Origin of the sequence: Aeromonas sp. R2-4 (assembly GCF_040908365.1) — a bacterium.
GTDB lineage: Bacteria > Pseudomonadota > Gammaproteobacteria > Enterobacterales > Aeromonadaceae > Aeromonas > Aeromonas veronii.
Genome location: NZ_JBFODO010000021.1, coordinates 19,923 through 45,942 on the forward strand (window position 1 = coordinate 19,923; position 26,020 = coordinate 45,942).

The 26,020-nt window shown below is 59.8% G+C and carries 24 protein-coding genes and 1 riboswitch; of the genes, 18 read left to right on the forward strand and 6 right to left on the reverse strand.

All coding sequences use genetic code 11. From position 1 onward, the window contains the following. Positions 1-21: 21 nt before the first annotated feature. Positions 22-1,446, reverse strand: coding sequence for a sodium:proton antiporter NhaD (gene nhaD, locus AB5Z05_RS10830; RefSeq protein ID WP_005352707.1), 1,425 nt, complete (start codon positions 1,444-1,446; stop codon positions 22-24). Positions 1,447-1,553: 107 nt separating this feature from the next. Next, positions 1,554-2,021 (reverse strand): DUF4357 domain-containing protein, encoded by a 468-nt coding sequence (locus tag AB5Z05_RS10835; RefSeq protein ID WP_005333716.1) that lies wholly within the window; start codon positions 2,019-2,021, stop codon positions 1,554-1,556. Between the two features lie 197 nt (positions 2,022-2,218). On the opposite strand from AB5Z05_RS10835, the gene AB5Z05_RS10840 reads away from it, so the two are divergent. The 7 genes from AB5Z05_RS10840 (at position 2,219) to yidD (ending at position 8,791) form a co-directional block, all read left to right on the forward strand. Beyond that, positions 2,219-2,899, forward strand: a complete 681-nt coding sequence (locus AB5Z05_RS10840; protein ID WP_342400942.1) for an ABC transporter ATP-binding protein — start codon at positions 2,219-2,221, stop codon at positions 2,897-2,899. A 30-nt stretch (positions 2,900-2,929) separates the two neighbouring features. Next, the gene (locus AB5Z05_RS10845; protein WP_368151477.1) at positions 2,930-5,353 is read left to right on the forward strand and encodes an FtsX-like permease family protein; all 2,424 of its coding nucleotides are present in this window, start codon (positions 2,930-2,932) and stop codon (positions 5,351-5,353) included. Between the two features lie 185 nt (positions 5,354-5,538). Continuing rightward, positions 5,539-6,579, forward strand: a complete 1,041-nt coding sequence (locus AB5Z05_RS10850) for a lipocalin-like domain-containing protein (RefSeq protein ID WP_368151553.1) — start codon at positions 5,539-5,541, stop codon at positions 6,577-6,579. Positions 6,580-7,056: 477 nt separating this feature from the next. Then, on the forward strand, positions 7,057-7,929 hold the full coding sequence (locus AB5Z05_RS10855) for a hypothetical protein (protein WP_368151479.1): 873 nt from the start codon (positions 7,057-7,059) through the stop codon (positions 7,927-7,929). An 83-nt stretch (positions 7,930-8,012) separates the two neighbouring features. Next, a complete protein-coding gene (locus AB5Z05_RS10860; RefSeq protein ID WP_201950553.1) occupies positions 8,013-8,219 on the forward strand; it encodes a KTSC domain-containing protein in 207 nt (68 codons plus the stop codon). A 138-nt stretch (positions 8,220-8,357) separates the two neighbouring features. Then, entirely contained in the window at positions 8,358-8,585 is a 228-nt protein-coding gene (locus AB5Z05_RS10865; protein ID WP_129503841.1) for a DUF4177 domain-containing protein, read from the forward strand. After that, positions 8,582-8,791: a membrane protein insertion efficiency factor YidD gene (yidD, locus tag AB5Z05_RS10870; protein ID WP_129503840.1), complete on the forward strand. Its 210-nt coding sequence runs from the start codon at positions 8,582-8,584 to the stop codon at positions 8,789-8,791. The genes AB5Z05_RS10865 and yidD overlap by 4 nt, the downstream gene beginning before the upstream one ends. Positions 8,792-9,009: 218 nt before the next feature. On the opposite strand, the gene AB5Z05_RS10875 is transcribed toward yidD, so the two are convergent. Beyond that, positions 9,010-9,801, reverse strand: coding sequence for an alpha/beta fold hydrolase (locus tag AB5Z05_RS10875; protein ID WP_158112256.1), 792 nt, complete (start codon positions 9,799-9,801; stop codon positions 9,010-9,012). A 118-nt stretch (positions 9,802-9,919) separates the two neighbouring features. On the opposite strand from AB5Z05_RS10875, the gene AB5Z05_RS10880 reads away from it, so the two are divergent. From AB5Z05_RS10880 to AB5Z05_RS10890, 3 genes are read left to right on the forward strand one after another with little or no spacing between them, the layout of a single operon-like run. After that, a complete protein-coding gene (locus tag AB5Z05_RS10880; protein WP_019446158.1) occupies positions 9,920-10,303 on the forward strand; it encodes an MmcQ/YjbR family DNA-binding protein in 384 nt (127 codons plus the stop codon). Next, positions 10,300-10,788 carry a GNAT family N-acetyltransferase gene (locus AB5Z05_RS10885; protein WP_075115141.1) on the forward strand — a complete coding sequence of 163 codons (489 nt, stop codon included), beginning with the start codon at positions 10,300-10,302 and terminating at the stop codon, positions 10,786-10,788. The genes AB5Z05_RS10880 and AB5Z05_RS10885 overlap by 4 nt, the downstream gene beginning before the upstream one ends. Positions 10,789-10,845: 57 nt before the next feature. Continuing rightward, positions 10,846-11,181 (forward strand): DUF3802 family protein, encoded by a 336-nt coding sequence (locus AB5Z05_RS10890; protein WP_005333735.1) that lies wholly within the window; start codon positions 10,846-10,848, stop codon positions 11,179-11,181. 261 nt (positions 11,182-11,442) lie between these two features. Here AB5Z05_RS10890 and msrA read toward each other — a convergent pair whose 3' ends face one another. Beyond that, positions 11,443-12,075, reverse strand: a complete 633-nt coding sequence (gene msrA, locus AB5Z05_RS10895; protein WP_005352745.1) for a peptide-methionine (S)-S-oxide reductase MsrA — start codon at positions 12,073-12,075, stop codon at positions 11,443-11,445. Between the two features lie 268 nt (positions 12,076-12,343). Here msrA and argA point away from each other — a divergent pair, with 268 nt between their 5' ends. Continuing rightward, positions 12,344-13,672 carry an amino-acid N-acetyltransferase gene (argA, locus tag AB5Z05_RS10900; protein WP_005345063.1) on the forward strand — a complete coding sequence of 443 codons (1,329 nt, stop codon included), beginning with the start codon at positions 12,344-12,346 and terminating at the stop codon, positions 13,670-13,672. Between the two features lie 107 nt (positions 13,673-13,779). Then, a riboswitch (Lysine riboswitch) is annotated at positions 13,780-14,003 on the forward strand. 90 nt (positions 14,004-14,093) lie between these two features. Beyond that, positions 14,094-15,446 carry a lysine-sensitive aspartokinase 3 gene (gene lysC / locus AB5Z05_RS10905; RefSeq protein ID WP_368151483.1) on the forward strand — a complete coding sequence of 451 codons (1,353 nt, stop codon included), beginning with the start codon at positions 14,094-14,096 and terminating at the stop codon, positions 15,444-15,446. An 82-nt stretch (positions 15,447-15,528) separates the two neighbouring features. Here lysC and AB5Z05_RS10910 read toward each other — a convergent pair whose 3' ends face one another. Further along, positions 15,529-16,614 (reverse strand): hypothetical protein, encoded by a 1,086-nt coding sequence (locus AB5Z05_RS10910; protein WP_043819581.1) that lies wholly within the window; start codon positions 16,612-16,614, stop codon positions 15,529-15,531. Positions 16,615-16,869: 255 nt separating this feature from the next. On the opposite strand from AB5Z05_RS10910, the gene AB5Z05_RS10915 reads away from it, so the two are divergent. Beyond that, positions 16,870-19,125, forward strand: a complete 2,256-nt coding sequence (locus AB5Z05_RS10915) for an LTA synthase family protein (protein ID WP_368151485.1) — start codon at positions 16,870-16,872, stop codon at positions 19,123-19,125. Between the two features lie 63 nt (positions 19,126-19,188). On the opposite strand, the gene AB5Z05_RS10920 is transcribed toward AB5Z05_RS10915, so the two are convergent. Further along, positions 19,189-20,205, reverse strand: a complete 1,017-nt coding sequence (locus tag AB5Z05_RS10920; protein WP_368151487.1) for a S66 peptidase family protein — start codon at positions 20,203-20,205, stop codon at positions 19,189-19,191. Positions 20,206-20,470: 265 nt separating this feature from the next. Here AB5Z05_RS10920 and AB5Z05_RS10925 point away from each other — a divergent pair, with 265 nt between their 5' ends. The 5 genes from AB5Z05_RS10925 to cysG all read left to right on the forward strand — a co-directional run bounded on the left by AB5Z05_RS10925 (position 20,471) and on the right by cysG (position 26,019). Next, positions 20,471-21,313, forward strand: coding sequence for a patatin family protein (locus AB5Z05_RS10925; RefSeq protein WP_005333746.1), 843 nt, complete (start codon positions 20,471-20,473; stop codon positions 21,311-21,313). Between the two features lie 195 nt (positions 21,314-21,508). Continuing rightward, positions 21,509-22,567 (forward strand): anaerobic sulfite reductase subunit AsrA, encoded by a 1,059-nt coding sequence (gene asrA / locus AB5Z05_RS10930; protein ID WP_368151489.1) that lies wholly within the window; start codon positions 21,509-21,511, stop codon positions 22,565-22,567. Between the two features lies 1 nt (position 22,568). After that, entirely contained in the window at positions 22,569-23,408 is an 840-nt protein-coding gene (gene asrB / locus AB5Z05_RS10935) for an anaerobic sulfite reductase subunit AsrB (protein ID WP_139740358.1), read from the forward strand. Between the two features lie 11 nt (positions 23,409-23,419). Beyond that, positions 23,420-24,430, forward strand: coding sequence for a sulfite reductase subunit C (gene asrC / locus AB5Z05_RS10940; protein ID WP_040066440.1), 1,011 nt, complete (start codon positions 23,420-23,422; stop codon positions 24,428-24,430). A gap of 197 nt (positions 24,431-24,627) precedes the next feature. Further along, entirely contained in the window at positions 24,628-26,019 is a 1,392-nt protein-coding gene (gene cysG / locus AB5Z05_RS10945; protein WP_368151491.1) for a siroheme synthase CysG, read from the forward strand. Position 26,020: the final 1 nt, after the last annotated feature.

Below are 26,020 nucleotides of genomic sequence, written 5' to 3' on the forward strand. Positions count from 1 at the left end.
TTCGTACTGGCGCCCGGACGTTCAGAACTGGGCACTGTTGAGCCAGAGGTGCGCCCCTATGCTCACCAGATAACCGAGCAAGATGGCAGGCAGCCACTTCAGGTGGCCAAAGAAGGTATACATGCCGTGGGCCTGTCCCATCAGGGCCACCCCGGCCGCAGAGCCGATGGAGAGCAGGCTGCCGCCCACTCCGGCGGTCAGGGTCACCAGCAGCCACTGCCCCAGCGCCATATCCGGGTTCATCGAGAGCACGGCAAACATCACGGGAATGTTGTCGATGACGGAGGACAAGACCCCAATGAAGATGTTGGCCATGGTGGGATCCCCAGCGTCATACAACCAGTGTGAGACCAGCTCCAGATACCCCATAAAGCCCAGCCCACCGACACACATCACCACCCCGTAGAAGAAGAGCAGGGTATCCCACTCCGCCTTGGCCACCTTGTTGAACACGTCAAATGGCACCACAGAACCCAGACTGCGCAACCGCACCTCATCACCATTGCGTTCATAGAGCGCACGCTTGCGGGCAAGGGATCGTGGCAGCGACTTGCGCAAATAGAAGCCGAAAAACTGCAGATAGCCGAGCCCCAGCATCATGCCCAGTACGGGTGGCAGGTGGAGGAAACTGTGGCATAGCACCGCCGTGATGATGGTCAGCAAGAACAGCGCGACGATGCGGCGGGCCCCCCGCTTTAGATCGACCACCTCGTTATCAGCCTCCGGCACATGGCGCGGCACCATCAGGCTCATCAGGATGGCCGGGACCAGAAAATTGAGCAGAGAGGGGATCAGCAGGGTGAAGAACTGGCCAAATTGCACCTTGCCCGCCTGCCACACCATCAGGGTGGTGATATCGCCAAAGGGACTGAACGCCCCTCCGGCGTTGGCGGCGATCACTATGTTGATGCAGGCAAGATTGACAAAACGCCGATCACCGTTGGCCACCTTCAACACCACGGCGCACATCAAGAGCGCAGTGGTCAGGTTGTCTGCCACCGGCGAAATACAAAAAGCAAGCCCGCCGGTCAACCAGAACAGGGTGCGCAAGTGAAAACCGGATCGCACCAGCCAGGCGCGCAGGGCATCGAACAGCCGCCGATCCTCCATGGCGTTGATATAGGTCATCGCCACCAGCAGGAACAGCATCAGCTCGGCATATTCCAGCAGGGTATGGCGGAAGGCCTGTTCGGCCGCAGGGCTCATACCCTGCTGTGCATAGGCGATACCGATCAGGATCCAGATCACCCCGGCGGCCACCAGCACGGGTTTGGACTTGCGCAGTTGCAGATACTCTTCAGCCATCACCAGGGCGTAGGCCAACACAAACAATCCGACACAAAAAAGTCCGATTGAGGAGGATGTCAACAGAACAGGGCCACTACTGGCATGGGCGGGAGGGATAAACAGGGACAGCAGCAAAATAACAGGGGTGAGCGCAGACATGGTCTCTTCCTTTTAGAACCATCTGGCAATGATGCTAGCACCTGGATGAAAAGAAAAATTCATCCAGGTCAATTAACGCTTAATTGGTTTGCTGTCGAAACGCGGGATTATTTCTTGCCGAAACCCGACTGCTTGAGGGTATAGCCTGCGCTGTTTTGCCAGGCATCCAGACCGCTGCGGTTATTGCCCGCCACCAGACTGGCGGCCAGACTCGGGCTGTTGAACAGCTGATCGGCGGTAAAGACAAAGCCGCCCTGACTGCGGGGCACTATGACCCCCTTCTCCAGCAGTTCGTGACGCAGCTCGATCACCGCTTCACGCAAAGAGGCGGCATCCTCGCCATTGGCGGTGGAACCGGCCAGCACCATAAAGCCCGGATTTTGCCGCTTGCCCACCGGATAACCGTGGGCCTCGGCCCCCTTGCCGTTGAAGTGGTAAAGCTCGCGCTCCCCCGGCCGGTTGTCAGAGAGTGCCTTTTGCAGGGTCATCAGCTCGTTGTAGATCTCGATGGGGACGACGGCAGCCTGCTTGTTGCCCTTGCTATCGATGATAAAACTGACTTGCTTGTGTAACATCCTTGCTCATCCTGTGACCCATGGAAGCCCCTATTCTAACCACCTCGGGCAAGCGGGATCCAGCGAGGATCCACTGCTCTTTTGCCGCCTTGATCACTAACTGGCACTCTTGATCAACCGTAAGGGGTGTTGATCATTGCTGGCCGTGCTAGCGTACCAAGCATGATGAAAGCCATTGACCATCAAACGGTTATCCCATGCTGACCCTGCGCAACCTCTGCAAGAGCTTCGATAACGGCAGTGAACGACTGCCGCTGTTCCACCATCTCGATCTCGCCCTCCCCGCTGGCGAGATCACCCTGCTGCTGGGCCAAAGCGGCTGCGGCAAGTCGACCCTGCTCAATCTGATCGCCGGGCTGATTGCACCGGACGAAGGGGAGATCTGGCTGGGGGAGACCCGGCTCGACACCCGATCCCCCGACGAGCGGGCGCGCCTGCGGGGCCGCCATTTCGGCATCGTCTATCAGGATTTCAACCTGCTGCCGACCCTGAACGTGGCCGAGAATCTGGCCCTGCCGCTCGCTATCAACGGTATGCCGCCGGATGAGACAAAGATTGACCAGTTGCTGCACCGGCTCGATATGAACCACAAGCGCCATGCCTGGCCGGAGCAGCTCTCTGGCGGCCAGCGACAGCGGGTGGCGCTGGCCCGCGCCCTTATCCATCAACCCAGTTGGCTGCTCGCCGACGAACCCACCGGCAGCCTCGATGAGCACAATGCCGAACAGGTGATGGCGTTGATGGTGGCGGCGGTGCGGGGCACTGGCGCCGGCTTGCTGCTGGTGAGCCACAACCCCGCCTATGCAGCACTGGCCGACAGGGTGCTGCGCCTTGAAGGGGGGCAACTTATCGAGCTCAAGGGGCCCCGTCATGACTAAGCGGCAACTGCGCCAGCCGGAGACACGCTGATGCTGCCACTCAAAGCGCTGCTGCGCCTCTATCGCAGCCACCCCTGGTTGCTGCTGATGAGTCTGGCCGGGCTGGTATTGGGGGTGTCGCTGGTGGTGGCCATCGAGCTGCTCAATCACAGTGCCCGCACCAACTTTGTCGCAGCCCGCAGCCAGCTGGCAGGGGAGGCCAACTACCGGCTGGCCCCCGCTGGCGGGCTGGATGAACAACTTTACGTGCAATTGGTGACCAGCCAGCCCGCCCTCGATGCCATGCCCCAGCTCCATGGCTGGCTCAAGGATGAAGAGGGGCGCAGCTTTCAACTGCTGGGGATGGATCTCTTCAACCCCGGCCCCCTGCGCCAGCTGTTTGGCGCCCAACCCGCGAGCGAACCCGCATTTTCCCTCAACCGCGCCGACAGCATCTGGCTGGCGACCCCCGAAGCAGATCGCCTTGGCTGGCAAGCGGGCCAGAGCCGCCGCTTTGTATTGGGCGGCAGAGATGGTGCCCGAACCCTGACCCTGACGCTGGCAGGCACCTTTGAACCGGGCGCCGTGCCCATGGAGCGGCTGCTGATAACCGACATCGGCCTCGCCCAGCCCTTGCTGGGCAAAGCGGGTCGGCTCGATCGCATCGTCTTCAAGCTAAGCGAACCAGAGGCTCGCACCCTGCAGGCCACCCTGCAAACCGATTACCTGAACCAGCCCTTGTGGCTTGAGCCCATCAGCCCGGCGCTCGATGCCAGCCAGCTTGGCGATGCACTGGCCCTTAACCTGACGGCGCTCTCATTGCTCGCCATGGCGGTGGGATTGTTTCTGGTGTTCAACGCCCAAAGATTTGTGCAGAGCGTGCGCCGCCCCCAGCTGGCCCAGTTGATCATTCTGGGGATGGGGCCGAGCCGGGTGCTCCGCTGGCTCATTCTGGAGCTGCTTATTCTTGCCACCATCGGCACCCTGCTCGGGGTGCTGCTCGGCAGCCTGTTGGCGCTGGCGCTGATGGGGCAACTGACCCAGGCGCTGGCCGATCTCTATGGGCCCAACCCCATCGATCTGCTTCGCCTCTCCCCTGTGAGCCTGCTCAAGGCGCAGTTGATCGGGCTGTTCGGCACGCTGGCCGCCAACCTGCCAGGCTGGTGGCAACTGCTGCGCCAATCCCCCCTCGAACTGCGTGCCGGCAGCAGCCGCCCCCCCGCTCACCCGTGGCGACGGCGCGTGCTGGCCATCGCCATCTTGCTGCTGTGCGCTCTGTGCCTTTGGCTGCCGCAAACGGGTCTGAGTGGCGCCCTCTTTATCGCCGGCGGCTGGCTGCTGGCCATGGCGCTCTGGCTGCCCGATGCCCTGCGCGGCCTGCTTGGCTGGTTGCGACGGCGCGCGGGCGGCCCCCTCACCGCCCGGCTCGGGGTGGCCGAGACCCTCTATCACCTCGATCGCACCGCCATCGCGGTGATGGCGTTGCAGCTGTCCATCGCGGCGGCCATCGGCATCGGGGTCATGGTGTCGAGTTTTCGCTCCAGCGTGGAGATCTGGCTCGGCCAGCGTCTGGCCGCCGATCTCTACGTCACCGCCCCCAAGGGGGTGGCGGGCAACAAGGGCACCTTGAGCGATACAACCCTTAAGGCCCTGCTCGCCAATCCGCTGGTGAGCGCCGCCTCGCGCCGCTCGGTGCATCCTGCCCGCTGGCAGGGGCAGCCCATCGAGTGGGCGCAGATGGACTTTATCCCCCAACTTAAAGCGGCCTATCCGCTGCTGGCCGGACGCTGGCCCGCCCGTCCCGACGAAGTGCTGGCGAGCGAGCCGCTGACGGTGCGCCTCGGGGTCAAGGTAGGACAGACCCTTGAGGTGAGCGGCGAGCAGGGGCCAAGGCAGTTCACCGTCACCGGCGTCTATCAGGACTACGGCAGCGACAAGGGGCAGATCCTGCACGCATTCGAGGTGGGAGCGGTGCAATCCCTCGCCCTCTTTAGCAACGACCCCGAGCAGCTGGCCGACCGCCTGCGCGAGCGCTATGGCGAGCAGCTCAATCTGCTCTCCGCCCCCGCCATTCACAGCGCGGCGCTCAAGGTGTTTGACCAGACCTTTGTGGTGACCGAGCTATTGAAACTGCTGATCCTCGGCATCGCCTTTGTCGGGATCGGCTCGGCCTTTATGGTGCTGGGGCTGGCACGCCGTGGCGAGCTGCAGACCTTGCAGAGTCTGGGCTTGAGCCCCCGCCACTGCCGCCAGCTGCTGGTGTGGCAAGGGGCGGGATTGGGGCTGCTCACCGCCCTGCTGGCACTGCCGGTGGGGTATGGCCTCGCCTGGGTGCTGATCGAGGTGGTTAACCCACGCGCCTTTGGCTGGCGCCTCGCTTTCGAGGCCGCCCCCCTTCATGCGGTCACCGCCCTGTTGCTGGCGCCAGTCTGTGGCGCATTGGCCTCCTGGTATGCAGCAAGGAGAGTGGTATGACATATCGGTTAGCGCACTGGCTCAACCATGGCTTGCAGCTCCCATTAACCACGTCCCTCTCTCCGCCCTTTCTTCAGCGCAGAGAAGATCACAGTGCGGCATTGAACCATCCCCTCTCCCTTCGGGAGAGGGCCAGGGTGAGGGGAAGCTTGTCCTCCTTACGGCCCCTGTGGCTCGCCGCCCTCTTGATCCCGCTGATTGCCATGATTGGCAGCGCGCAGGCCAGCGATCTGGGCGCCCTGCTCGGCGGTGGCAACGACAGCTTTAAAAAGGTGCAGCCGGGGCAAACCATCACACTGCCGGAGGATCACGCCGCCCACCCCGATTACCGCTCCGAGTGGTGGTATCTCACCGGCAACCTCAAGGATGAGGAGGGGCGTGAATATGGCATGCAGTGGACCCTGTTTCGCCAAGGTATCGAGCAAGAACTCCGCACCAGCAACCCCTGGCTCACCCCCCAGCTCTGGCTGGCCCAGTTTGCCATCACGGATCTCGACCGTGGCAGCCACCAGCAAGATGAACGGGCCAGTCGGCAGGGGCCGGGGCTGGCGGGAGCCAACGGCGGCCAATATTGGCTCAGGGAGTGGCGGCTTGCCTCGCAAGGGGAGGCGCTCTTCCCCGCCACCCTCAAGGTGCAGAGCAAGATTGGCGAGCTGAACCTCACCGTCACTGCCGCCAAGCCGCTGGTGCTGCAAGGCAAGGCCGGTTACAGCGAGAAGAGCCCGGGCAACGCCTCCTTTTACTACTCCTACCCACGCCTGCATTTGAGCGGCACCCTGACTCGCGATGGCGAAACCCGCACCGTCAGCGGACAAGGGTGGTTTGATCACGAGTGGAGCAGCTCGGTATTGGCGGAGTGGCAATCGGGCTGGGACTGGTTTTCGCTGCAACTGGCCGATGGCCGCGAGCTGATGCTGTTTCGCCTGCGCACCAAATCGGGACGCACTGAGCCCGAGAACCGCTACGGCATCTTGATTGAGCGGGATGGCAGCAGCCGGGTGCTCGCCCCCGACGCGATTCACCTTACGCCGGGCAACACCTGGCGCGGCCCCAAGGGGCAGGATTACCCCGTTGAGTGGCAGCTAAACGCCGCCGGAATGAGCCTCACCATCAAAGCCCGTCAGCCCAATCAGGCCATGACAGGTCGCTTTGACTACTGGGAGGGGGCGGTCTCTATCTCGGGGGATGCCAAGGGGGTCGGCTATCTGGAGATGACCGGCTACTGAACCCCCTCGACAAACGTGGCCGGTCTGCTCGATGACCTAAAAACAAATCACCCTTATAACAGGGCATAACCGTGATATTGCCCAGCCACTTCTGTCACTTGACGCCAGTCGTCAAGGTTGCCTTATCTGTCTATTTATTGAACTCCCCTGACCCACTCAACCCGCAGCCAATTTGGCTCTAGTCTGATCCTCGTCAAAAAACCTTTCAAAATCCGAGCGATAACTAACTTTTTACTCACTTAAATTGATCGCCGTTTGATATCTTTCTCATCCGGCACTCAAGGTTCCAAAAGCAGCTAGGAAAAGCGTATGGATTGGCCCGCCTTAATTGGGTTTAAAACAGCATGCCAAAGGCTGAAAATTCATGCAGCAGTAATCTTTTGGCTGATAGGAAAATATCATCACAATGTTTAACGCCATCATCTGAAATTTAAATAAACATATTCATTCATAGAATGATACTAAAAAGAGGAATCCATGGAGCAATATAAACTTCAACTATCTTCTGTCAGGCATACAGCTCCTGATGGTATTGAAATGGGAGTTATGAATGATGGAACCCCTTACCTTGGCGCAAGAGGTTTGGCTACACTTTGTGGTGTAGCGCCGAGTGTCATTATTACTCTAGTAAAAGACTGGCAAATTGACTTACGCACTAAGCCTCGTGGCCAAGCTATAGAGAGACTAATTCTAGAGCAAGGAGGTGATCCAAATAATCTTTATGTGCCAATTACTGTTGATGGCAAAACTTACCATGCTATTAATGATACAAATTGCATGGCAATCCTTGAGTATTATGCTTTCGACTCACAAATACCTCAAGAACAAGCAAAACGTAACTACCGTAGCCTTGCAAAATTAACACTTCGCACATTTATATATGAACACACCGGTTATAACCCTGAAGATGCAATACCACATTACTGGAAAGTATTTCATGAGAGAATAACTCTCAATGAATTGCCATCTGGCTATTTTAGTGTGTTCTCTGAAATTGCTAACCTAATAATTTCCAGCATTAGAAACGGTATGCCGTTTGACAGCAAAACAATGCCTGACATTAGCGTTGGTATCGCATGGGGAAAGCACTGGAGTGATCATGCGCTAAACCATAAATATGGTGAGCGAATAAAACACCGTCATAACTTTCCTATTGATTTCCCTCAAAAAGATCCGATGGCATGGATTTACCCCGTAGATGCTCTTGGAGAATTCCGTCGCTGGATGGACAACATTTATGTAACGCAAAAATTCGGGCCATATTTACATAAAAAGCTAAAGAATGGAAAGCTAAATAATATTGATGTTCCAGCTCTAATTGCGGCAGTACAACCAGTCCGCCTAAATTAGCTGCAGCTTGTTATTAAACATATGAAAATCATTAAGTTGATAACAAGTCAACCTAGAACCGATAATAATCAAAGGATAAAAACATGACTGAATGGATACATGTAAATTCAACTGCAATTCGTCGCGTTGGCTACAATGCGGAGTCTATGCAAATGTTTATTGATTTCGAAGAGAGCATTCCTGTGTATACTTTTTATAATGTTCCAGAACCCATTTTCAGGTCTTTTGTAACTGCACGTTCAGTTGGTCAATACTACCATCAGTATATAAAAGGTAGATATACGAATTAATCTATTGAAATACCGTATTTTGTGAGTGCATCTGTTTAGGTTGATTATGGGCAGCACATTTATAACGCGCTCCTTGATACAAAAACAATCTAACTTAATCTTTAGAAAACCCGTACTTTGTTGAACTCAGGAGTTATTATGCCTTTCACATATAAAGTTGATACATTTATCCCTACCGTATCAGGTTGTGGTGCGAAAGATAATGGATGGGACTCTAAACGCTGTGAACAATTTCAAGCTTTCCTTAATCAATATGCCGAAAGTGGATGGCGTTTACATTCTAGTGATTTTAGAGAAGTTACCGTCGCTGGCTGTGGGGGTGGAAAAGGAGCTTGGTTAGTCTGTGTTTTTGAGAAAGAGTTATGAAGATAATTGCAATATTGGCTGTTCGATTTTATCAGAAACATTTACGCCATCTTCATAATAGACGGTGCATTTACACGCCTTCATGCTCTAACTATACCATTGCAGCCATTGAGAAATATGGCGTAATAAAAGGTTGCCGATACGGTTATTTACGAATAAAGCGTTGTAATGGTGCCTTATATAAAGGCGGTGAGGACTTACCTTAACAGTTAGTTACCTAAACGTCAAAGAAGTGCATACTCAATTGACATTAACATTATAAAACCCCGGCAAAAAATTTTATTCCGGGGTTTCTTTCAATTATCAGGTTAAGATTATTTATTCGGCGAGTAGGCACACCACATCCTAACCGATAGAAAATACACCACAGAAAAAATCTTTACTCGAATATCTCCAGCTCTGAGTAACAATTTGAGATAACTAGTTATTTCCTCCCGCTGCCTAGCGATTGAATAAATGCCAGCGTACGGCGATTAAACTGCTCCGGCTGCTCCACATTGCAGACATGGCCACACTGCTGGATCACCGCCAGCGAGGAGCTGGCATCGCGGGCCACCTGTTCGCGCACCGGGGCCAGAAACATATGATCCTCCTCCCCCATCACATAAAGGGTGGGAATGGGCAGGGAGCGTTCGCGGAAGTAACGCATCAGCGGGTTAACCTCGGTGGCGAGGCGGAACCAGCGTTTGAACTCTTTCTGGCAGAGCTTGCGGGCCTCGCGTACAAAGAGGTTGCGCGATTCCTGATGGTGCTGGCGCGGCATGATAATGAAGGCAAACAGCCGGTAGAGCCACATATAGGGCAGGAAGTGCTGGCCGAGTCGGCCCAGTTGCACCAGCACCCGCGAGCGGATATCGAGCCGCAAGATGGCGCCCCCCAGTACCATGCTTTTCACCCGCTCCGGGCAGAGCTCGGCCAGATGACGAATAAGGATGGTGCCAAGGGAGATGCCGACAAAGTGGGCGCGGCGGATATCGAGATGATCGAGCAGCCGAACGATATCTTCGGTCACTTCCCGAAAGCTGTAGTGGCCCTTGACCACCTGTTGCAGCTGGTGAGACTGGCCGTGGCCGCGCAAGTCCAGCAGCAGCACATTGAAGTGCTCGCGATAGGCGCGCAGCTGCTTGAACCAGATGGAGGAGCTGCCACCGGCGCCGTGGACAAACACCACCCAATCCCGCTCGGGACCCAGTTCGAAAGTCTTGTGATACAACATCCAATAGGCTCCCTTGGTGATGGGGGGTATACTCGGCTGCGCGCATATTAACAGAACAGGCCCGCCGATAGATATGCGCCTGACATGACCCGGATCACCCCTTGCGCGAGAACTCTCCATGGATTTGACCCGTTTGCGCCACTTTCTGCTGACCCTGCCGGGCGCCACCGAAGATACCCCGTTTGGCCCGGAGATCCTGGTCTACCGCATCGCGGGCAAGATGTTCGCGCTGGTGGATTGGCAGGCCGAGCCGCTCACCATCAACCTCAAATGCGAGCCCGAGCTGGCGTTGCTGCTGCGCGAGATCCACCCCGAGGTCAAACCGGGCTGGCATATGAACAAGCAACACTGGAACACAGTGACCCTGAACAGCACCTTGCCGGATGATCTGTGGCAGGGCTGGGTGCACCACTCCTATGAGCGGGTTGTCGCGGGTCTGCCCAAAGCCAAACGACCACAGGCGCCGCGCCCCCTCCCCCCTACTGACGGCCCAACCTTATGACCCCAGCACTTAGTCCAGCACTTTGCATTGTCCCCCTTGGCGAGGCACATATCCCCGCCCTCGTGACCCTGTTTGAGCAGGCGGTGCGACGCAGCGGCCCCGAGCACTACAGCGCCGAGCAGGTGGAGCAGTGGGCCCTCGGTTCACAACATCCGGGCTTTGTCAGCCAACTGCGCGAGCACCACGGCTGGGTAGCGGAGCAGGCAAATGTGCCCCTCGGTTTTGTCACCCTGAGCCCCGATGGCCACCTCAGCCTGCTCTATGTCAGCGCCGACCATCAGCGCCAAGGGCTGGGCAATCTGCTGCTCACCACAGCGCTCGCGGGGGCCAGAGGGCTCGGTATGACCCTCATCACCACCGAGGCCAGCGCCTTCAGTTATGAGCTATTTTTACGACATGGCTTTACGTTGACCGGGCTGGAGTGCGTGGAGCGGGGCGGAGTCAGTTTTACTCGCCATCGCCTGCACTGCTGCTTGCCAAGCTAGGGCAAGCCACTAAAATACGCTTAATTTTCGTATTGTTACTGTATTGAGGCAGCAACCATGGTGGTAGAAAGTGAAGGCTATATCTCGCTGATCGAGTATCTGGTGGAGAGTTTGGGATTGTTTGAATCCCAGCAGCAGAACGATGGTGAAGAGACCATCGAAGATCTGGTCAGTGGCCGTGTTGCCAGCAACCTGATGGCCATTTGCGAGCAAAATCCCCAGCTCGATCCCAAGGTGCGTTTCGCCATCATGCAGGAGGCCGACGCCGTGGTCGCCGACCTGGAAGAGGTGCTCTCCGCCGTCTGGCTGCGCGCCCCGACCCCGGAACAGAAAACCTTCCTCATCGAGTTTATCGATCTCATCAAGAACCTGTTCGACAGCGCCATCGGCTGATCTGCCGTCCGGCTCTCCCGCCCAGCGCAAGATTTCAAAGCAGCAGATAAGGAAAAGGGCCGCCTTGGTGGGCAGCCCTGCTTGCTATCATTTTCAACCCGCCAGTGCGTTCATTCATCAGGCGGTTATCAAGGCAAGAAATGTGTCTGGACTTTGCATCCGATCCCTGGACGCTACCTAGTTAGTCCCGACTGGTCGCAATAAGTTCCCTCCTCCGACCATTTATTTTCACTTTTATTAAGAAATCGACTACAAACCTGTTCAGCGGTTCAGGCTGGGCGGCAAACAGACTCCAATGCCACCCAATCCGCAGTAACCATCCGGGTTTTTCTCCAGATATTGCTGATGGTAATCCTCGGCGTAGTAGAAGGGCGCCAGCGGCAGAATGCGGGTGGTGATGGCACGGCTGTCGCCGCTTGCCGCCATCGCCTGCTGGTAGGCCGCCATGCTCTGCTGGGCAATGATCTGCTGACTCTCGTCGCCATAGAAGATCACCGAGCGATACTGGGTGCCAATGTCCCCGCCCTGGCGCATCCCCTGCGCCGGATCGTGCTGCTCCCAGAACAGTCTGAGCAGGTCGCCGTAGCTGATCACCGCCGGATCAAACACCACCTGCACCGTCTCGGCATGGCCGGTCAGGCCACTGCACACCTCTTTGTAGGTGGGATTCTGGGTCACGCCGCCCTGATAACCGGCCGCGGTAGAGTAGACGCCCGGCTGCTGCCAGAACAGGCGCTCCACACCCCAGAAGCAACCCATGCCAAACCAGGCGATCTCCATGTTCTCGGGCCAGGGGCCCTGGGTCGGGTTGCCATTCACCGCATGCTGCTGACCAATCACCATCGCTTCGCGTCGTCCCGGCAGGGCATCTGCCGGTGAAATAATCTGTTCCATGAATTCTGTCCTTGTATAAAACCCTGTGAAATCACACAGCTGACGAAAAGGAGCATCGAAGATAGCAGTTTATCGCGCCGGATCAACCGGCGGGCCCCTCCCCGCTCGCCCCGGCGGCCGTCTGCACTTCCAACCATCCTTTCCCGATCCGCACGGCCAAGCCGCCCCTCGTAGACCAGAAACGGCCAAAATCAATATTTAGTCTTGATTTGTGAATTAATTTTCATATATTGAGCCAATCGCTGTTTTTTTATGGAAGAAATATCAAGTGCGTGAACGCGAACCCAGTCTGGTCAATGCCTTCCGGCAATCCACCCCCTATGTCAATGTGCATCGGGGCGCCACCTTTGTGCTGATGATGGGGGGAGAAGCCATTTGCCACCCCAACTTCGCCAATATCGTCAGCGATATCGCCCTGCTGCAGACACTGGGCATACGCCTGGTGCTGGTGTTTGGTTCACGTCCGCAAAACGATGAAGCGCTGGCCCGCGCCGGTATCGAGGCCCAGTATCACAAGCGGATCCGGGTCACCGATGACGAGAGCTTCACCATCATCAAACAGGTGTGTGGTGGCCTGCAATATGACATCACCGCCCAGCTCTCCATGGGGCTCGCCAACACCCCCATGCAGGGGGCACGGATCAGCGTGGTGAGCGGCAACTTCGTCACTGCCCAGCCGCTGGGGGTGGATGATGGCATCGACTTTTGCCATAGCGGCCGGGTGCGCCGCATCGACGTGGAGGGCATCACCCGCCAGCTCGACCAGAAGAGTCTGGTGCTTATCTCCCCCATCGGCTGCTCGGTCACCGGCGAGAGCTTTAACCTGAGCTCCGAAGAGGTGGCCCGCCGGGTGGCGGTCGACCTCAAGGCGGACAAGCTCATCTGCTTCAGCAGCACCCAGGGGGTAATGGACAGGCGCGGTGAAGCCATCTCCGAGCTCTTCCCCGAGCAGGCCGAAGAGCTGCTGGTGGAGCTGGAGCAGGCGGGCGAAGAGATGTCCGGCACCGCCCGCTACCTGCGTGCGGCCATTGCCTCCTGCCGTGGCGGGGTGCCCCGCTCCCATCTGGTGAGCTATCAGGATGATGGCGCCATGTTGCAGGAGCTGTTCAGCCGCGACGGCCTCGGCACCCAGATCGTGCGGGAAAGTGCCGAGCAGGCCCGCGCCGCCACCATCGAAGATATCGGTGGCATTCTGGATCTCATTCGCCCGCTGGAGGAGGAAGGCATTCTGGTGCGCCGCTCCCGCGAGCAGCTGGAGATGGAGATCGACAAGTTCACCATCATAGAACGCGATGGCCTCATCATCGGCTGCGCGGCCCTCTACTGCTTTATGGAAGAGGCGATGGCGGAGATGGCCTGCGTCGCCATCCACCCCGACTATCGCAACTCCAACCGGGGGGATCAGCTGGTGGCCAAGGTGGCCGAGCGGGCCAAACGGCTCGGCATTCGCCGCCTGTTCGTGCTCACCACCCGCTCCATCCACTGGTTCCGGGAGCGGGGCTTCGATCCGCTGGAAGTGGAAGATCTGCCGGTGGCGCGCCAGCGTCTCTACAACTGGCAGCGCCGTTCCAAGGTTTTGTCAAAGACCATTGCCTAAGTCATTGATCCTGCGTTGAGTTAGCTGACAATTTGAACTTTTTCACAAACTCGATTGACAGTGCAATCCAACGCAGGGTATTTCTAAATGCACTCCACCGCCCTGGTGGAGCCAGAAGAGGAGCGCTGCCCAGGCAGCCCAAGGGAGGACGCCAGCGTCCGGTGAACTTGGGTCAGGGGGAGCAGCGCCGAGACGAGTGAGGAGACTGGTAACCTCAACGTCGGCTGCGGGGGCTGAATCCCCCGGGTTGTCATCGGTAGTGATCATCCCCCACCGCGCCCTGTCAGGGGCGGTACGGGATGGGCTCTGCAGGTGGAGTGCTTCTGGCCGGGATAGTTTCGTTCATTCCTGCCATTTTCAGCCTCCTCCTCTCTTTTTTGCCCGATGGAACCGGAATCTTAAAATAAGACAGGAGTAAGCAATGAGCCCGATCAATGTCGCCAAGTTTGGCGGAACCAGTGTCGCCAACTTCCCGGCCATGAATCACTGCGCCGATATCGTGCTGGCCAATCCCGCCACCCGGGTGGTGGTGCTGAGCGCCAGCGCCGGTGTCACCAACCTGCTGGTCGCTCTGGCACAAGGGGAGCTGGACGAAGCGGGCCGCGACGAGCAGCTGGCCAAACTGGCCGGGATCCAGCAGGCCATTCTGACCGATCTCGGCAACCCTGTTGATGTGAGCGCCCTCATTCATGGCCAGCTGGACGAGATCCGCCTCATGGCCCAGCAAGCCCACCAACATACCGATGCAGAGCTGGCCGATCGCCTCATCGCCTGCGGCGAGCTGATGTCTACCCGCCTCTTTACCGAACTGCTGCGCCAGCGCGGCGTCAAGGCCCACTGGCAGGATGTGCGCCAGCTGATGCGCACCGACAGCCGCTTTGGCAAGGCCACCGTCGATCTGGCCACCACCCGAACCCTCTGCCAGCAGACGCTGGGCCCGCAGCTTGGCGACAGCCTCATCATCACCCAGGGCTTTATCGGTGCCGATGGCGATGGCCGCACCACCACGCTGGGGCGCGGCGGCTCTGACTACAGCGCGGCCCTGCTCACCGAAGCACTCGATGCCGCCAGTATCGAGATCTGGACCGATGTGCCCGGCATCTACACCACGGATCCGCGCCTCGTCACCCGCGCCCGCCCCATTCCCGAAATCAGCTTTGTCGAAGCGGCCGAGATGGCCACCTTCGGCGCCAAAGTGCTGCACCCCGCCACATTGCAACCGGCGGTGCGCCAGAATATTCCGGTGTTTGTCGGCTCCGCCAAGGACCCCGCCGCCGGTGGTACCTGGATCCGCGCCAGCACAGATTCAAGCCCGCTGTTTCGCGCCGTCGCCCTGCGCCGCCAGCAGGTGCTGGTGACCCTGCACAGCCTCAACATGTTCCACGCCTACGGATTTCTGGCCGAAGTGTTCGGCATTCTGGCCCGTCACCGCATCTCGGTCGACCTCATCACCACGTCGGAGGTGAGCGTGTCGCTGACGCTGGATCACACCGGCAGCCAGAGTAACGGCGAACCGATCCTGAGCGACAAGGTACTGGCCGAGCTGGGCCAGCTCTGCAAGGTGGAGGTGGAAACCGGTCTGGCACTGGTGGCGCTTATCGGCAACCGGATGAGCGAAGTGAACGGGGTGGGCAGTCAGGTCTTTGACGCCCTGCGCGAGCACAACATCCGGATGATCTGCTACGGCGCCAGCGCCCACAACCTCTGCTTCCTGGTCAAGGAGAGCGAGGCGGGCAATATCGTCAACCGCCTCCATCAGGAGCTGCTGGACTGACCCTCACCGCGAGGCGAACCAGACCATGCAACAGGGTGCCAACACGGCGCCCTGTTCATTTGTATTCCGCGGATGTGTTAGCTCAGGCAAGGCTGGTGGCTGGCAACTGACAGGCCACGGCTTCCCGACGCAGCTGCTGCAAGCGGGCCAGCAGCCCGGTCTGGCCGAGCTCCGTCTCCTGAGGCGAGAGATTGTCCACCAGCAGCGGATAGTGATCCGTCACTGCCTGCATCAACCAGTCGAGGCGACGCAGGGTAAGCGGGCCGCAGCTCTGGCCGCTCAGATCATCGGCCACATCGAGCCGGTGGCTGCGATACATGTCCCGCCACCAGTTGGCGACCAGCGCGTCGTCGCTCGCCAGCGCGGCGCTCCACTCCCCTTGCAGGGCGTGCAGGCGGGCCAGCACGGGCGCGCTGGCCCCTTCGCGGATCAGGTGATGGATCTCCCGTTTGACCCATTTCAGGCAAAGCTCGCGCCAGTAGCGAAATTGCGGCAGAGGATCGGCCTCATCGAGCCAAAGCCCCGAGAGGGTGCGGGTCTCCAGTCGCTCCGGCACATGGAACTGCGGGTCGACCAGACCATTGGAGTTGTATTCAAAGCGGGGATCAAAGGTCCACATATAGCCAAAGTCGAACACGCAGATCTGCTCGCCGTCATCGAGCAGGTTGCCCGGGCTCGGGTCCCAGTCAAACCAGCCCCAGCGGGCCAGCTCCCCCTGCACCTCCAGCATCTGGGCCAGATTGCGTTCGTTGAGCTGATGGACCGGCACGCCCCGCAACCAGGGGGAGACCAGCACCCCGGCACGCGCCGAGCCAAAGCTGGTGCAGACCACGTGGGAGAGGACGGTAGGGTGCAGCTCGCGCAGCGCCTCGATTTCGCGCCGCCGCTCCAGCTCGGTCAGAAAGGCGGTCTTGCCATCGAGGTTGGCCACCAGCGAATCCTGACGGCGCCGCTTGAGGCACCAGTGATGCCCCTCCACCTTGAGGTGAAACACCTCGGCGGTGAGACCGTGGCGATAGACCTTGACCACAGCCGGATGGCTATCCTTCAGCTTGACCAGTTGGGCCAGCGGCAGCGGGCAGTCGCGCTCGCGTCCGATCCGGATCTCTTCCTTGCTCTCCAGCATGCGCAGCAATCTGGCCTGACGTGCCATCACTTTGGGATTCATACATGTACCTCCAGTCGCTATCGAGAGACTAAACAGCAGATCCCTCCCAAGCCAGTGGCAAAACCCCATGATGACGCTTTCATCACATATTCCGAACAACCCCTCGATCGGGATCACAATTTGCAAGGTTGAGCTGTAACCAAATATTCATTAAGTGGTCATTAAATTGACAAGCTGAAACAAGGCCCGCACCATCGGGTCAAACTCTATGCGGATGAACGATCTCTCCCTCACTCGCTCAAAGGATGAGCTTATATGAATCGCCCCTCCTCAGGCCGCCCCCGCGTCCTGAGTCTGCCCTCTCTGCTGCTTGCCCTGCTGGGCGGATTGCTGCTGCTGACCCTGTTGTTGCCGCTGATCAATCCCGGCAGCTGGCTGGGCCGTGCCCAGCCGCTGGTGCTGGGCCCCGCCGACAACCCGCTGGCCACCCTCACCCGCCACGCCCTGCTCTATAAAAGCGACAGCCGCGGTCTCTATCTGGTGGTGCGCAGTCAGTGGCAGTTGCGAGGGCCATTGCAAGCGGGGGACAAGGTGCGGGTGGAGCTGCTCAACGACAAGGGGGAGCGGATCGACCAGCTGAGTCAAGCGGTGGATAAACGTCAGGTGTGCCGCAATAACCGCTGCACCCTGGATCTCAACAGCACCCTGCGCGCCCCGGACGATGCACTGGCCAGCCGTTATCAGCTGCGCATCGGTCTGCTGCTAAAAGATCGCCCCGAGAGCGGCGATTTCAGCCAGATCCTGCAAACCCTGCCGGAACAGGGCTTCAACCTCACCTATCTGGTGGTGAGCCTGACCCTGGTGCTGGCCCTGAGCGCCGCCGTGCTCAAGACGGTGCTACCAAAGCTGCGCCGCAGCCTGCGCTGGCGGATCATCGGCAGCCTGCTGCTCGGCAACCTCACCTTCGTGCTGCTGCACGGCTTCGTGGTGTTCAAGCTGGGGGAATTTCTGCTCTGGTCAGGCTTTCGGCCGGAGCACTACTATCTGGCCTGGGGCAGCATGGTGCTGGGCTGGAGCCTCTGCGCGCTGGCGGGCTTCAACCTCTATATGGGGCTGGTCTTTACCGCGCTTTCTGGCATAGGTCTGCTGGCCAACTTTATGAAGATCGCCATCTACGGCGTGCCGCTCGGGGGTGATGATTTTGGCAACCTGCTGGCGCTGCTGCGGATCCTGCTCGACCAGCACCCCATCCTGCCCATCTTCACCGTTTTGCTGGCACTGTTTCTCTGCTGGCGCTTTGCCCTGTCACGCTGGGTGTTGCGCACAGCCGCGGCCACCGTCGCCTTCTTTGCCCTCTGCGTCTTTGCCACCCAGACCGGCAACAAGCTGCTGGGGGCCAACATTCGCTACGTGGATCGCGCGGTCAACTACCACAGGGACATCATCCGCTCCGGCCCCGGCCTCTATCTGTTCAATCTGGTGGACGAGATGCTGCAAAGCGGCAGCGTGTTTCGCTACCCCTTGCAGATCAACGAGCTGACCCCGCGGCTGAGTTATCCGCCCCAGGGCATTGCGCCGCGCTGGGATCTGGTGATCGTGCTGCAATATGAGTCGCTCTGGCTCGACTGGAAGGGGCGGATCTGCGCCCCGGCTCCCACCCTCTCCCTGCCCGCCAGCGTGCAGCAGTGGCAAAAAACCATCCACTCCCCCACCACCGGCGGCATGACGGTGCTGGCGGAGTTCGAGATGAACACCGGCCTTCCGGTGGGCTTGCTCAAGCAGGGGGTGGTGCCCTACTACTACCTCTCACAGCAGGTGCCGGGACTGGCCCAGAGCGCCAGACAAAGCGGCTATAAGACCTTGTTTGCCCACCCCTATGTAGAGAAGTTCTGGGGGCGCGCCAAGGCGATCCCGGCGCTCGGCTATGAGGAGCGCTGGTTCGACACCCGCTTCACCACCCTCGAGCACAAGGGGCTCTATATCTCCGATGATGCGCTGATCGACCACCTGCTCAAGCGCGGCGAACAAGATGACAAACCGCTGTTTGCCTATGCGGTCACCATGCAGGGGCATGGCCCCTTCGATGGCCCCCGCTATCAGGGGCAGGAGCGCAGCGGCGCCTGCCCGAACCAGAGCGAGAGTGACACCCAGCTGCTCAACACCTATTACACAGGGGTGGTGGATGCCATGGCCTCGCTGGAGCGGCTGCTCAAGACCCTCGACCAGTCGGGCAAGCGCTATCTGGTGGTGGCCTTTGGCGATCACCAGCCGTTTTTGATGTCTGCCGGCAAGGGCATTCACGGTGACAAGCCGGCACGCGATGCCACCTACCAGATCCCCATGATGGCCTTCACCCGCGCCGATGATCCCCTCAATCTGGCGACCCAGTTTGCGCCGGTGCGCCAGCTCTACCAGATGGGTCAGGCCACCCGCCAGCTGCTGGCGGGGGAAATCACCCCCATCGAAGAGAAGCCCCTGCTCCATCCGGTGCTGGGCGAGGAGAAAGGGTTCGACCCTTCAAGCCTAGTGCCGCAGATCCGCGCCAGCTTCCGGCCCGATGCCCTGCCCTGATCACGCCCCACAAAAACAGACAAGGCCGCTAAGCGGCCTTGTTTTTTGACATTCATTTCGTGCTCATTCTGCTCGCCACCAGTGCTCCTGTAGCGTGAGCTGCTGGCGGTCGAGATCGAGTGCCGCCTCGATGCCCAGCGGCAACGTCAGCATGGGGTGAGTATGGGCGCAGTCAAACTCCGCCAGAATGGGGAAGTTTGGCTCCCCCACCACCTCCAGCAGGATATCGAGGGGGCGCTTGCCGCTACCCTGATCGTTGAACAACTCGTGCTTGCCGAGGATAAGCGCGCCGATCCGCTCAAACACCCCGCACAGCTTGAGATGGGCAAAGGAGCGCTCCAGCGTCTCGGCAGATTTCAGGCTGTCCTCCAGCAGCAAAATATCACCGCGCTCGATGGGCGGCATATAGGGGGAGCCCCAGATCCCCGCCATGGTGTTGAGGTTGCCGCCCATCAGCCGCCCCTCAACCCGGCCTGAGCCCACCGAGATCAGCCGATTGGGCTGGCACTGCTTGGCCCGGGTCTGGTTCTCCCAGTCCAGCCGTTCATCGCTCCATTGTGCTGGCGTAGGCAACGTGCAGGGGACGCCAGCGTCATCGGCCAGCACAATCTGTAAAAAACTGGCCAGCGTCTCATCCACCAGCGGCGGCAACTCGCCAAAGGAGGCCACCAGCGCCGGGCCATAAAAGGTAACCAGGCCAGTTTGGGCATGGATGCCGAGCAGCAGCGCCGTCACATCGGAGTAGCCAACAATGATCTTGGGATCGCGCCTCAGCGCATCAAAATCGAGGTAGGGCAGCAGGGAGTTGGAGTTGCTGCCGCCAATCACCGACATGATGCAGCGCACTTCTGGGTCGCGAATAAGGGCGTTGAGCTCCTCGGCCCGCGCGGCGATGGAACCGGAGCGCCAGTGATCCTGCTGGCCGGTGAGGCTGCCCGCCTTGAGCCTAAAGCCCTGCCCCTCAAGAAAGGCTCTGGCGCGGGCAAAACGGTTGGGTGCCCAGGCGGTCGCCGCGCTGGAGGGGGAGAAAAAAGCGATGGTATCGCCACATCGGAGCTGCGGGGGAACCAATAACGTCATGACACACTCATCCTTGCCAATATCCAGCCATCACAGAGTCGTTGAGACTCCTACACAACCCCTTTGATCACAACGGGTTTATCAGTGTCGTTTAGAAATACAAAACACTTGATTCATTATTAACAGATATTCTAAACACTATCCCCTTCCTAGAATGACCTCATTGCGATGGCCAACCCCGGTTGGTTGTCAGAACGGTCGGCCTGACAGCCCGAACGTTCTCTTTCCCACTTTTTCTCTCTGACTTATCAATGAGGTGCCTGTCATGAACAAAAACGCATCCCCCAGCGCATTGGTTGTAGAAGGCGGCGCCATGCGCGGCATATTTGCCAGCGGCGTGCTGGATGCGTTTATCGAGCATGACTATCGCCCCTTTGACTTCGCCATCGGCGTCTCGGCGGGGGCCACCAACTTGCTGGCTTATCTCGCCAGCCAGCATGGCCGCAGCCACGAGATCCTGACCAAACTGGCATGCAGCCAGCAGTTTATGGATCCCCTGCGTTTTGCCAAGGGGGGCAATCTGGTGGATATCCACTGGCTGTGGAACACCAGCTGTCGCAAGTATCCCCTCGACATTCACGCCTACCGGGAGACCGGCATCCCCTTCTATGCGGTGGTGACCAATACCCTGACCGGCAAGGCTGAGTACATCCGGGTCAAGCCGGAGAACATGAACGAGGTGCTGCCCGCCAGCTGCGCCATTCCCCTCGCCTCCCACGAATACCCGGAGGTACACGGGGTACCGATGACAGATGGCGGGGTGGCCGACTCCATCCCGGTGATCGAGGCCTACCGCCGCGGTGCCCGTCACCTGACGGTGATCCTCTCCGAGCCGCTCGGCTATCGGCTCAAGCCGATGCCCTTCCCCTGGATGATCCGTACCCTGCTCAAGACCCGTCCCGCGCTGGCACAGGCGCTGGAGCAGCGGGATCGCAGCTACAACGAGGCGCTCGATTTTATCGCCAATCCGCCGGAGGACTGCCAGATCGAGGTGATCGCCCCGGCCGACTACTTCCCCGTTTCCCGTTTCACCCGCGATATCAACAAGCTGGAGATGGGATACGTGATGGGCAAGTGCGCAGGCTATCAGGCCGCCCTGCTCAATTGATAAGGGTTTTACAGGCATGACCCGACCTGCCGCGACGCACGCGCCGCCAACACAATAACAATCGGGTCAGTTGAGCAACATGAGTCATAAAAACAGACCGTGGCGAGGCAAGCGCGGCCAGAACCGGTGCCAGACACCCGGCCCGCTCCTCATCCCTATGCCAGGGCATCTCACCCTCATACAAGGTGTTTATTTATGTCGTTTCTTCTCACCCATCCCGCGCTGGCGCAGCTGTTCGAGCGGCTGCTGCCCGATTACCGGATCATGGCGCCCGCGGCCGAATATCGGGGCGGCCGCTTCTCCGACACCGACAACGTCACCTATCACAGCATCCGTCATCCGGCCGATCTGGTGTGGCAGGAGAAGTCCCACTTCTCCCCGAAAGAGGTGGTGCTCCCCATCACCCAGACCCTGTTCCACTTCGACAATCTGGAGCTGCGCGAATCAAAGGTAGAGGCCAAGCCCACCCTGCTGTTCTTGCGCAGCTGTGATATCCACGCTCTGCGCAGGCTGGATCAGGTCTACCTGAAAAACGGCCAGAACAGCGACGTCTACTACGCCCGGCTGCGCAGCAAGCTCAAGCTGGTACTGCTGGAGTGCCGCGAGAGCTTCGAGAACTGCTTCTGCGTCTCCATGGGCAGCAACGAGACCCGGGACTACGCCGCCGCCATTCGTCTGAGCGATGAGGGAGCCCGCATCGAGGTGAAGGATCCCGAGCTGCTCGGCTACTTTGCCGAGCTCGGTGAATCCGATGACTTCACCCCGGAATTTGTCCAGAGCAACCCGGTCAAGGTACGCACCCCGGACAGTGTCTGTAACGACCCCCAGCGGATCCGCCAGATCCTCACCGCTCATCCGGTCTGGGCCGAGTACGACAGCCGCTGCATCGGCTGCGGCCGCTGTACCACCTCCTGCCCGACCTGCAGCTGCTACAGCGTGCACGACCTCACTTATGCAGAGAACCCCAAGCAGGGTGAGCGCCGTCGCCAGTGGGCCAGCTGCATGGTGGATGGCTTCAGCGACATGGCCGGTGGCCACGGCTTTCGCACCAAGCATGGCGAGCGCCTGCGTTATCGCGCCCTGCACAAGGTCAACGACTACAAGGCCCGTCAGGGGGAGGAGCACATGTGCGTCGGCTGCGGCCGCTGCGACGATCGCTGCCCTCACTACATCTCCTTTAGCAACATCATCAACAAGATGACCGATGTGGTCGAACAGACCATCGCAACCGACCACGCGCAGGGGGCGAACTGATATGTGCCAGTGCCAGCAAACCGCAACAGCAGAACCGCAGCAGGACATGGTCGAAAACCGCCTGCTGCCCAAGGCCTACACCATTCTGGCCATCGAGCGTCACACCGAGCTGGAGTGGAACTTTCGGGTCTCCCGCGACTTTGATGTCCACTACGGCCAGTTTGTGGAGATCTCCCTGCCCACCGTCGGCGAAGCGCCCATCTCGGTCTCCGACTATGGCGATGGCTATGTGGATCTGTTGATCCGCAAAGTCGGCAAAGTGACCGATGCGCTGTTTGCCCTCGATGTAGGCGACAAGGTGTGGATGCGCGGCGTCCACGGCAACGGCTACCCGCTGGAGACCTACCGCAACCAGCACCTCATCGTGGTAGCGGGCGGCACCGGCGTCGCGCCGGTCAAGGGGCTGCTGCGCCGCTTCAGCAAACATCCGGAAGAGGTGAAGTCCCTCGACATGATCCTCGGCTTCAAGAACGAGCAGGCGGTGCTCTATCGCCACGAGATGCCGCTCTGGGCCGAGCAGCAGAACCTCATCGTCACCCTGGACGAGGGCAAGGAGAGCGAGCAGTTTCGCATCGGCCGGGTCACCGACTACATCGATCAGCTGGATCTCGCTGACAAGGAGGACATCCAGGTGATCGTGGTCGGCCCCCCCATCATGATCCGCTTCGTGGTGCTCGCCTTCCTCGAACGGGGCATCCCCAAGGATCGCATCTGGGTCGACTACGAACGCCGCATGGCCTGCGCCGTGGGCAAATGCGGCCACTGCCGGATGGGCGACACCTATATCTGCGTGGATGGACCGGTCTTTCGTTTTGACCAGGCCCAGCATCTGATCGACTGAGGGAGAACACCATGAGTCTCGATATCGACATCATCAAGGCCCGCGCCAAGAACGAATACCGCCTCTCCAAGGTGCGCGGCGAAGCGATGATCAGCGTACGCATTCCAGGCGGGATCATGCCCGCCCACCTGCTGGCAGTGGCCCAGCAGATCGCCGAACAGTATGGCAACGGCCTGATCCACCTCACCACCCGCCAGAAGCTGGCGATGCCCGGCATCAAGTATCAGGACATGGACAAGGTCAACGCCGCACTCGAACCCTTTATCAAGGAGATCGAGGTGGAGACCTGCGGCATCGAGGTAGAGGACACCACAGCCGGTTACCAGACCATCGGTGGGCGCAACATCGTAGCCTGTCAGGGCAACACCATCTGCCAGAAGGGTAATATCGACTGCACCGGGCTGGCCCAGCGGATGGAGAAACACCTCTACCCCAACCCCTATCACCTCAAGATGGTGATCGCTGGCTGCCCCAACGACTGCGCCAAGGCCAACATGGCCGACTTCGGCATCCTCGGCATCGCCAAAATCCACTTCAATGCCGAGCGCTGCATCGGCTGCGGCGCCTGCGTCAAGGCATGCAGCCACCACGCGGTGGATTGCCTCGCCATCAAGCATGGCAAGGCGGTCAAGGAGGAGAGCAAGTGCATCGGCTGTGGCGAGTGCGTACTGGCCTGCCCGACCCTGGCCTGGCAGCGGGATCCCAAGCAGCTCTACATGGTCAAGCTGGGGGGCCGCACCAGCAAGAAGACCCCCCGTACCGGCAAGCTGTTCCTCAACTGGGTGACCGAAGAGGTGCTGCATGCGGTGATCAAGAACCTGTTCGAGTTCGAGGCCGAGATGCTGGATGGCAAACCCATCTACCTGCACATGGGTCACCTTATCGACCGGGCCGGTTATCACAAGTTCAAGGAGCGGGTGCTGCGCGGCGTCACCCTCAACCCGGAAGCCATGGTCGCTGACCGCATATTCTGGGCCGAAGATCAGTACGTCGCCAACATGCACGTCAAAGCGGTGCAATAGGAAAAACCTCGTTTGGGGAAGCGTGATCAAGTGGCCGACACCGGTGGGGATCTGTCGTTGGCCAGGGCGTAGATCACCCTTCCCCTTTTTTATTCCCGTCGGGGGATCTTTCCCCCGACCATCCGGGGTGCGTCACGGCGCGCCCTGCTATCTCGCCCGGCGCGGCATTGCGAGCGGGCCTGCATCCGGAGCCTGTTATGGACTTTCTCCCTCTCTTCTGTCAGCTGCAAAACAAGCCGGTCCTGATCGTCGGCGGCGGTGAGGTGGCGGTGCGCAAGGCGCGCCTGCTGCTCGATGCCAAGGCGAAGATCACCATCAATGCCCCGCACCTGGAACCCCAACTGATGAGCTGGGCCGAGCAGGGTCGCCTGACCGTCTGCGCCGCCGGCTTTCATCCCGAACTGCTCGATGGCAAGTGGCTGGTGATAGCCGCCACCAACCAGCCAGAGGTCAACCATCAGGTCTTTCATGAGGCGAGCCTGCGCCAGATCTTCTGCAATGTGGTGGACTCTCCGGCCCACTGCAGCGCCATCATGCCCGCCATCATCGACCGCTCGCCGCTGATGGTGGCCATCTCTAGCGCAGGCGCGGCACCGGTACTGAGCCGCCAGCTGCGGGAAAAACTCGAAGCCATGCTGCCGCAACACCTCGGCCAGCTCGCGGCGCTGGCGGGCAAGCTGCGCGAGCGGGTCAAACTCATTCCGGACAAGCTGGCCCGCCGCCACTTCTGGGAGCGGCTCTTTAGCCACGATCGCCTCGCCCGCCAACTGGCCCGCGGCCAGCAGCAGGCCGCCGAGCAGAGCGTCGCTGAGCTATTGAATGAGCCGGTGCTGAGCAAGGGAAGCGTCACCCTGGTGGGCGCAGGCCCCGGCGATGCGGGGCTGCTCACCCTGAACGGCTTGCAGCAGCTGCAACAGGCGGATGTAGTGGTCTATGACCGGCTGGTCTCGCAGGAGGTGCTGGCGCTTGTTCGCCGGGATGCCGAGCGGATCTTTGTTGGCAAGGAGGCGGGCCGCCACTGTGTGCCCCAGCAGGCGATCAACCAGCTTTTGCTGGAGCAGGCTCGCCTCGGCAAACAGGTGGTGCGGCTCAAGGGGGGCGATCCCTTTATCTTTGGCCGGGGTGGCGAGGAGCTGGAAACCCTGGCCGAGGCGGGCATCCCCTTCTCGGTGGTACCGGGCATCACGGCTGCATCGGGTTGCGCCGCCTACAGCGGCATTCCCCTCACCCACCGTGATCACGCCCAGCGGGTGCAGTTCATCACCGGCCACGACAAGGAGGGCAATATCGCCCAGGAGTGGTCGGCGCTGGCGGCCCCCCGCCAGACCTTGGTGTTCTACATGGGGCTGGCCCACGCCGCCCGCATTCAGGATGCGCTGCAAACCCACGGCATGCCCGGTCACACCCCGGTGGCGCTGGTGGAGCAAGGCACCCAGCTCAGTCAGCGGGTGGTGCGCGGCGAGCTGCAACAGCTGGCCGAGCTGGCCCGTCAGGTGAAAAGCCCGAGCCTCATCATCATCGGCACAGTGGTCACTCTGGCCGACAAGCTGGACTGGTATGGGGAAGCCAACGCCATCCACGGCATCTAGC

Bases quoted from the DNA above. Each gene is read 5' to 3' on its own strand.
- asrB (WP_139740358.1), top strand. From the start codon at position 22,569: ATGTGCCAGTGCCAGCAAACCGCAACAGCAGAACCGCAGCAGGACATG.
- AB5Z05_RS10860 (WP_201950553.1), top strand. From the start codon at position 8,013: ATGACTGAATGGATACATGTAAATTCAACTGCAATTCGTCGCGTTGGC.
- AB5Z05_RS10835 (WP_005333716.1), bottom strand. From the start codon at position 2,021: ATGTTACACAAGCAAGTCAGTTTTATCATCGATAGCAAGGGCAACAAG.
- yidD (WP_129503840.1), top strand. From the start codon at position 8,582: ATGAAGATAATTGCAATATTGGCTGTTCGATTTTATCAGAAACATTTA.
- nhaD (WP_005352707.1), bottom strand. From the start codon at position 1,446: ATGTCTGCGCTCACCCCTGTTATTTTGCTGCTGTCCCTGTTTATCCCT.
- msrA (WP_005352745.1), bottom strand. From the start codon at position 12,075: ATGGAACAGATTATTTCACCGGCAGATGCCCTGCCGGGACGACGCGAA.
- AB5Z05_RS10875 (WP_158112256.1), bottom strand. From the start codon at position 9,801: ATGTTGTATCACAAGACTTTCGAACTGGGTCCCGAGCGGGATTGGGTG.
- asrC (WP_040066440.1), top strand. From the start codon at position 23,420: ATGAGTCTCGATATCGACATCATCAAGGCCCGCGCCAAGAACGAATAC.
- lysC (WP_368151483.1), top strand. From the start codon at position 14,094: ATGAGCCCGATCAATGTCGCCAAGTTTGGCGGAACCAGTGTCGCCAAC.
- AB5Z05_RS10910 (WP_043819581.1), bottom strand. From the start codon at position 16,614: ATGAATCCCAAAGTGATGGCACGTCAGGCCAGATTGCTGCGCATGCTG.
- AB5Z05_RS10855 (WP_368151479.1), top strand. From the start codon at position 7,057: ATGGAGCAATATAAACTTCAACTATCTTCTGTCAGGCATACAGCTCCT.
- AB5Z05_RS10840 (WP_342400942.1), top strand. From the start codon at position 2,219: ATGCTGACCCTGCGCAACCTCTGCAAGAGCTTCGATAACGGCAGTGAA.
- cysG (WP_368151491.1), top strand. From the start codon at position 24,628: ATGGACTTTCTCCCTCTCTTCTGTCAGCTGCAAAACAAGCCGGTCCTG.
- AB5Z05_RS10920 (WP_368151487.1), bottom strand. From the start codon at position 20,205: ATGACGTTATTGGTTCCCCCGCAGCTCCGATGTGGCGATACCATCGCT.
- AB5Z05_RS10915 (WP_368151485.1), top strand. From the start codon at position 16,870: ATGAATCGCCCCTCCTCAGGCCGCCCCCGCGTCCTGAGTCTGCCCTCT.
- AB5Z05_RS10880 (WP_019446158.1), top strand. From the start codon at position 9,920: ATGGATTTGACCCGTTTGCGCCACTTTCTGCTGACCCTGCCGGGCGCC.
- AB5Z05_RS10845 (WP_368151477.1), top strand. From the start codon at position 2,930: ATGCTGCCACTCAAAGCGCTGCTGCGCCTCTATCGCAGCCACCCCTGG.
- AB5Z05_RS10885 (WP_075115141.1), top strand. From the start codon at position 10,300: ATGACCCCAGCACTTAGTCCAGCACTTTGCATTGTCCCCCTTGGCGAG.
- asrA (WP_368151489.1), top strand. From the start codon at position 21,509: ATGTCGTTTCTTCTCACCCATCCCGCGCTGGCGCAGCTGTTCGAGCGG.
- AB5Z05_RS10890 (WP_005333735.1), top strand. From the start codon at position 10,846: ATGGTGGTAGAAAGTGAAGGCTATATCTCGCTGATCGAGTATCTGGTG.
- AB5Z05_RS10925 (WP_005333746.1), top strand. From the start codon at position 20,471: ATGAACAAAAACGCATCCCCCAGCGCATTGGTTGTAGAAGGCGGCGCC.
- AB5Z05_RS10865 (WP_129503841.1), top strand. From the start codon at position 8,358: ATGCCTTTCACATATAAAGTTGATACATTTATCCCTACCGTATCAGGT.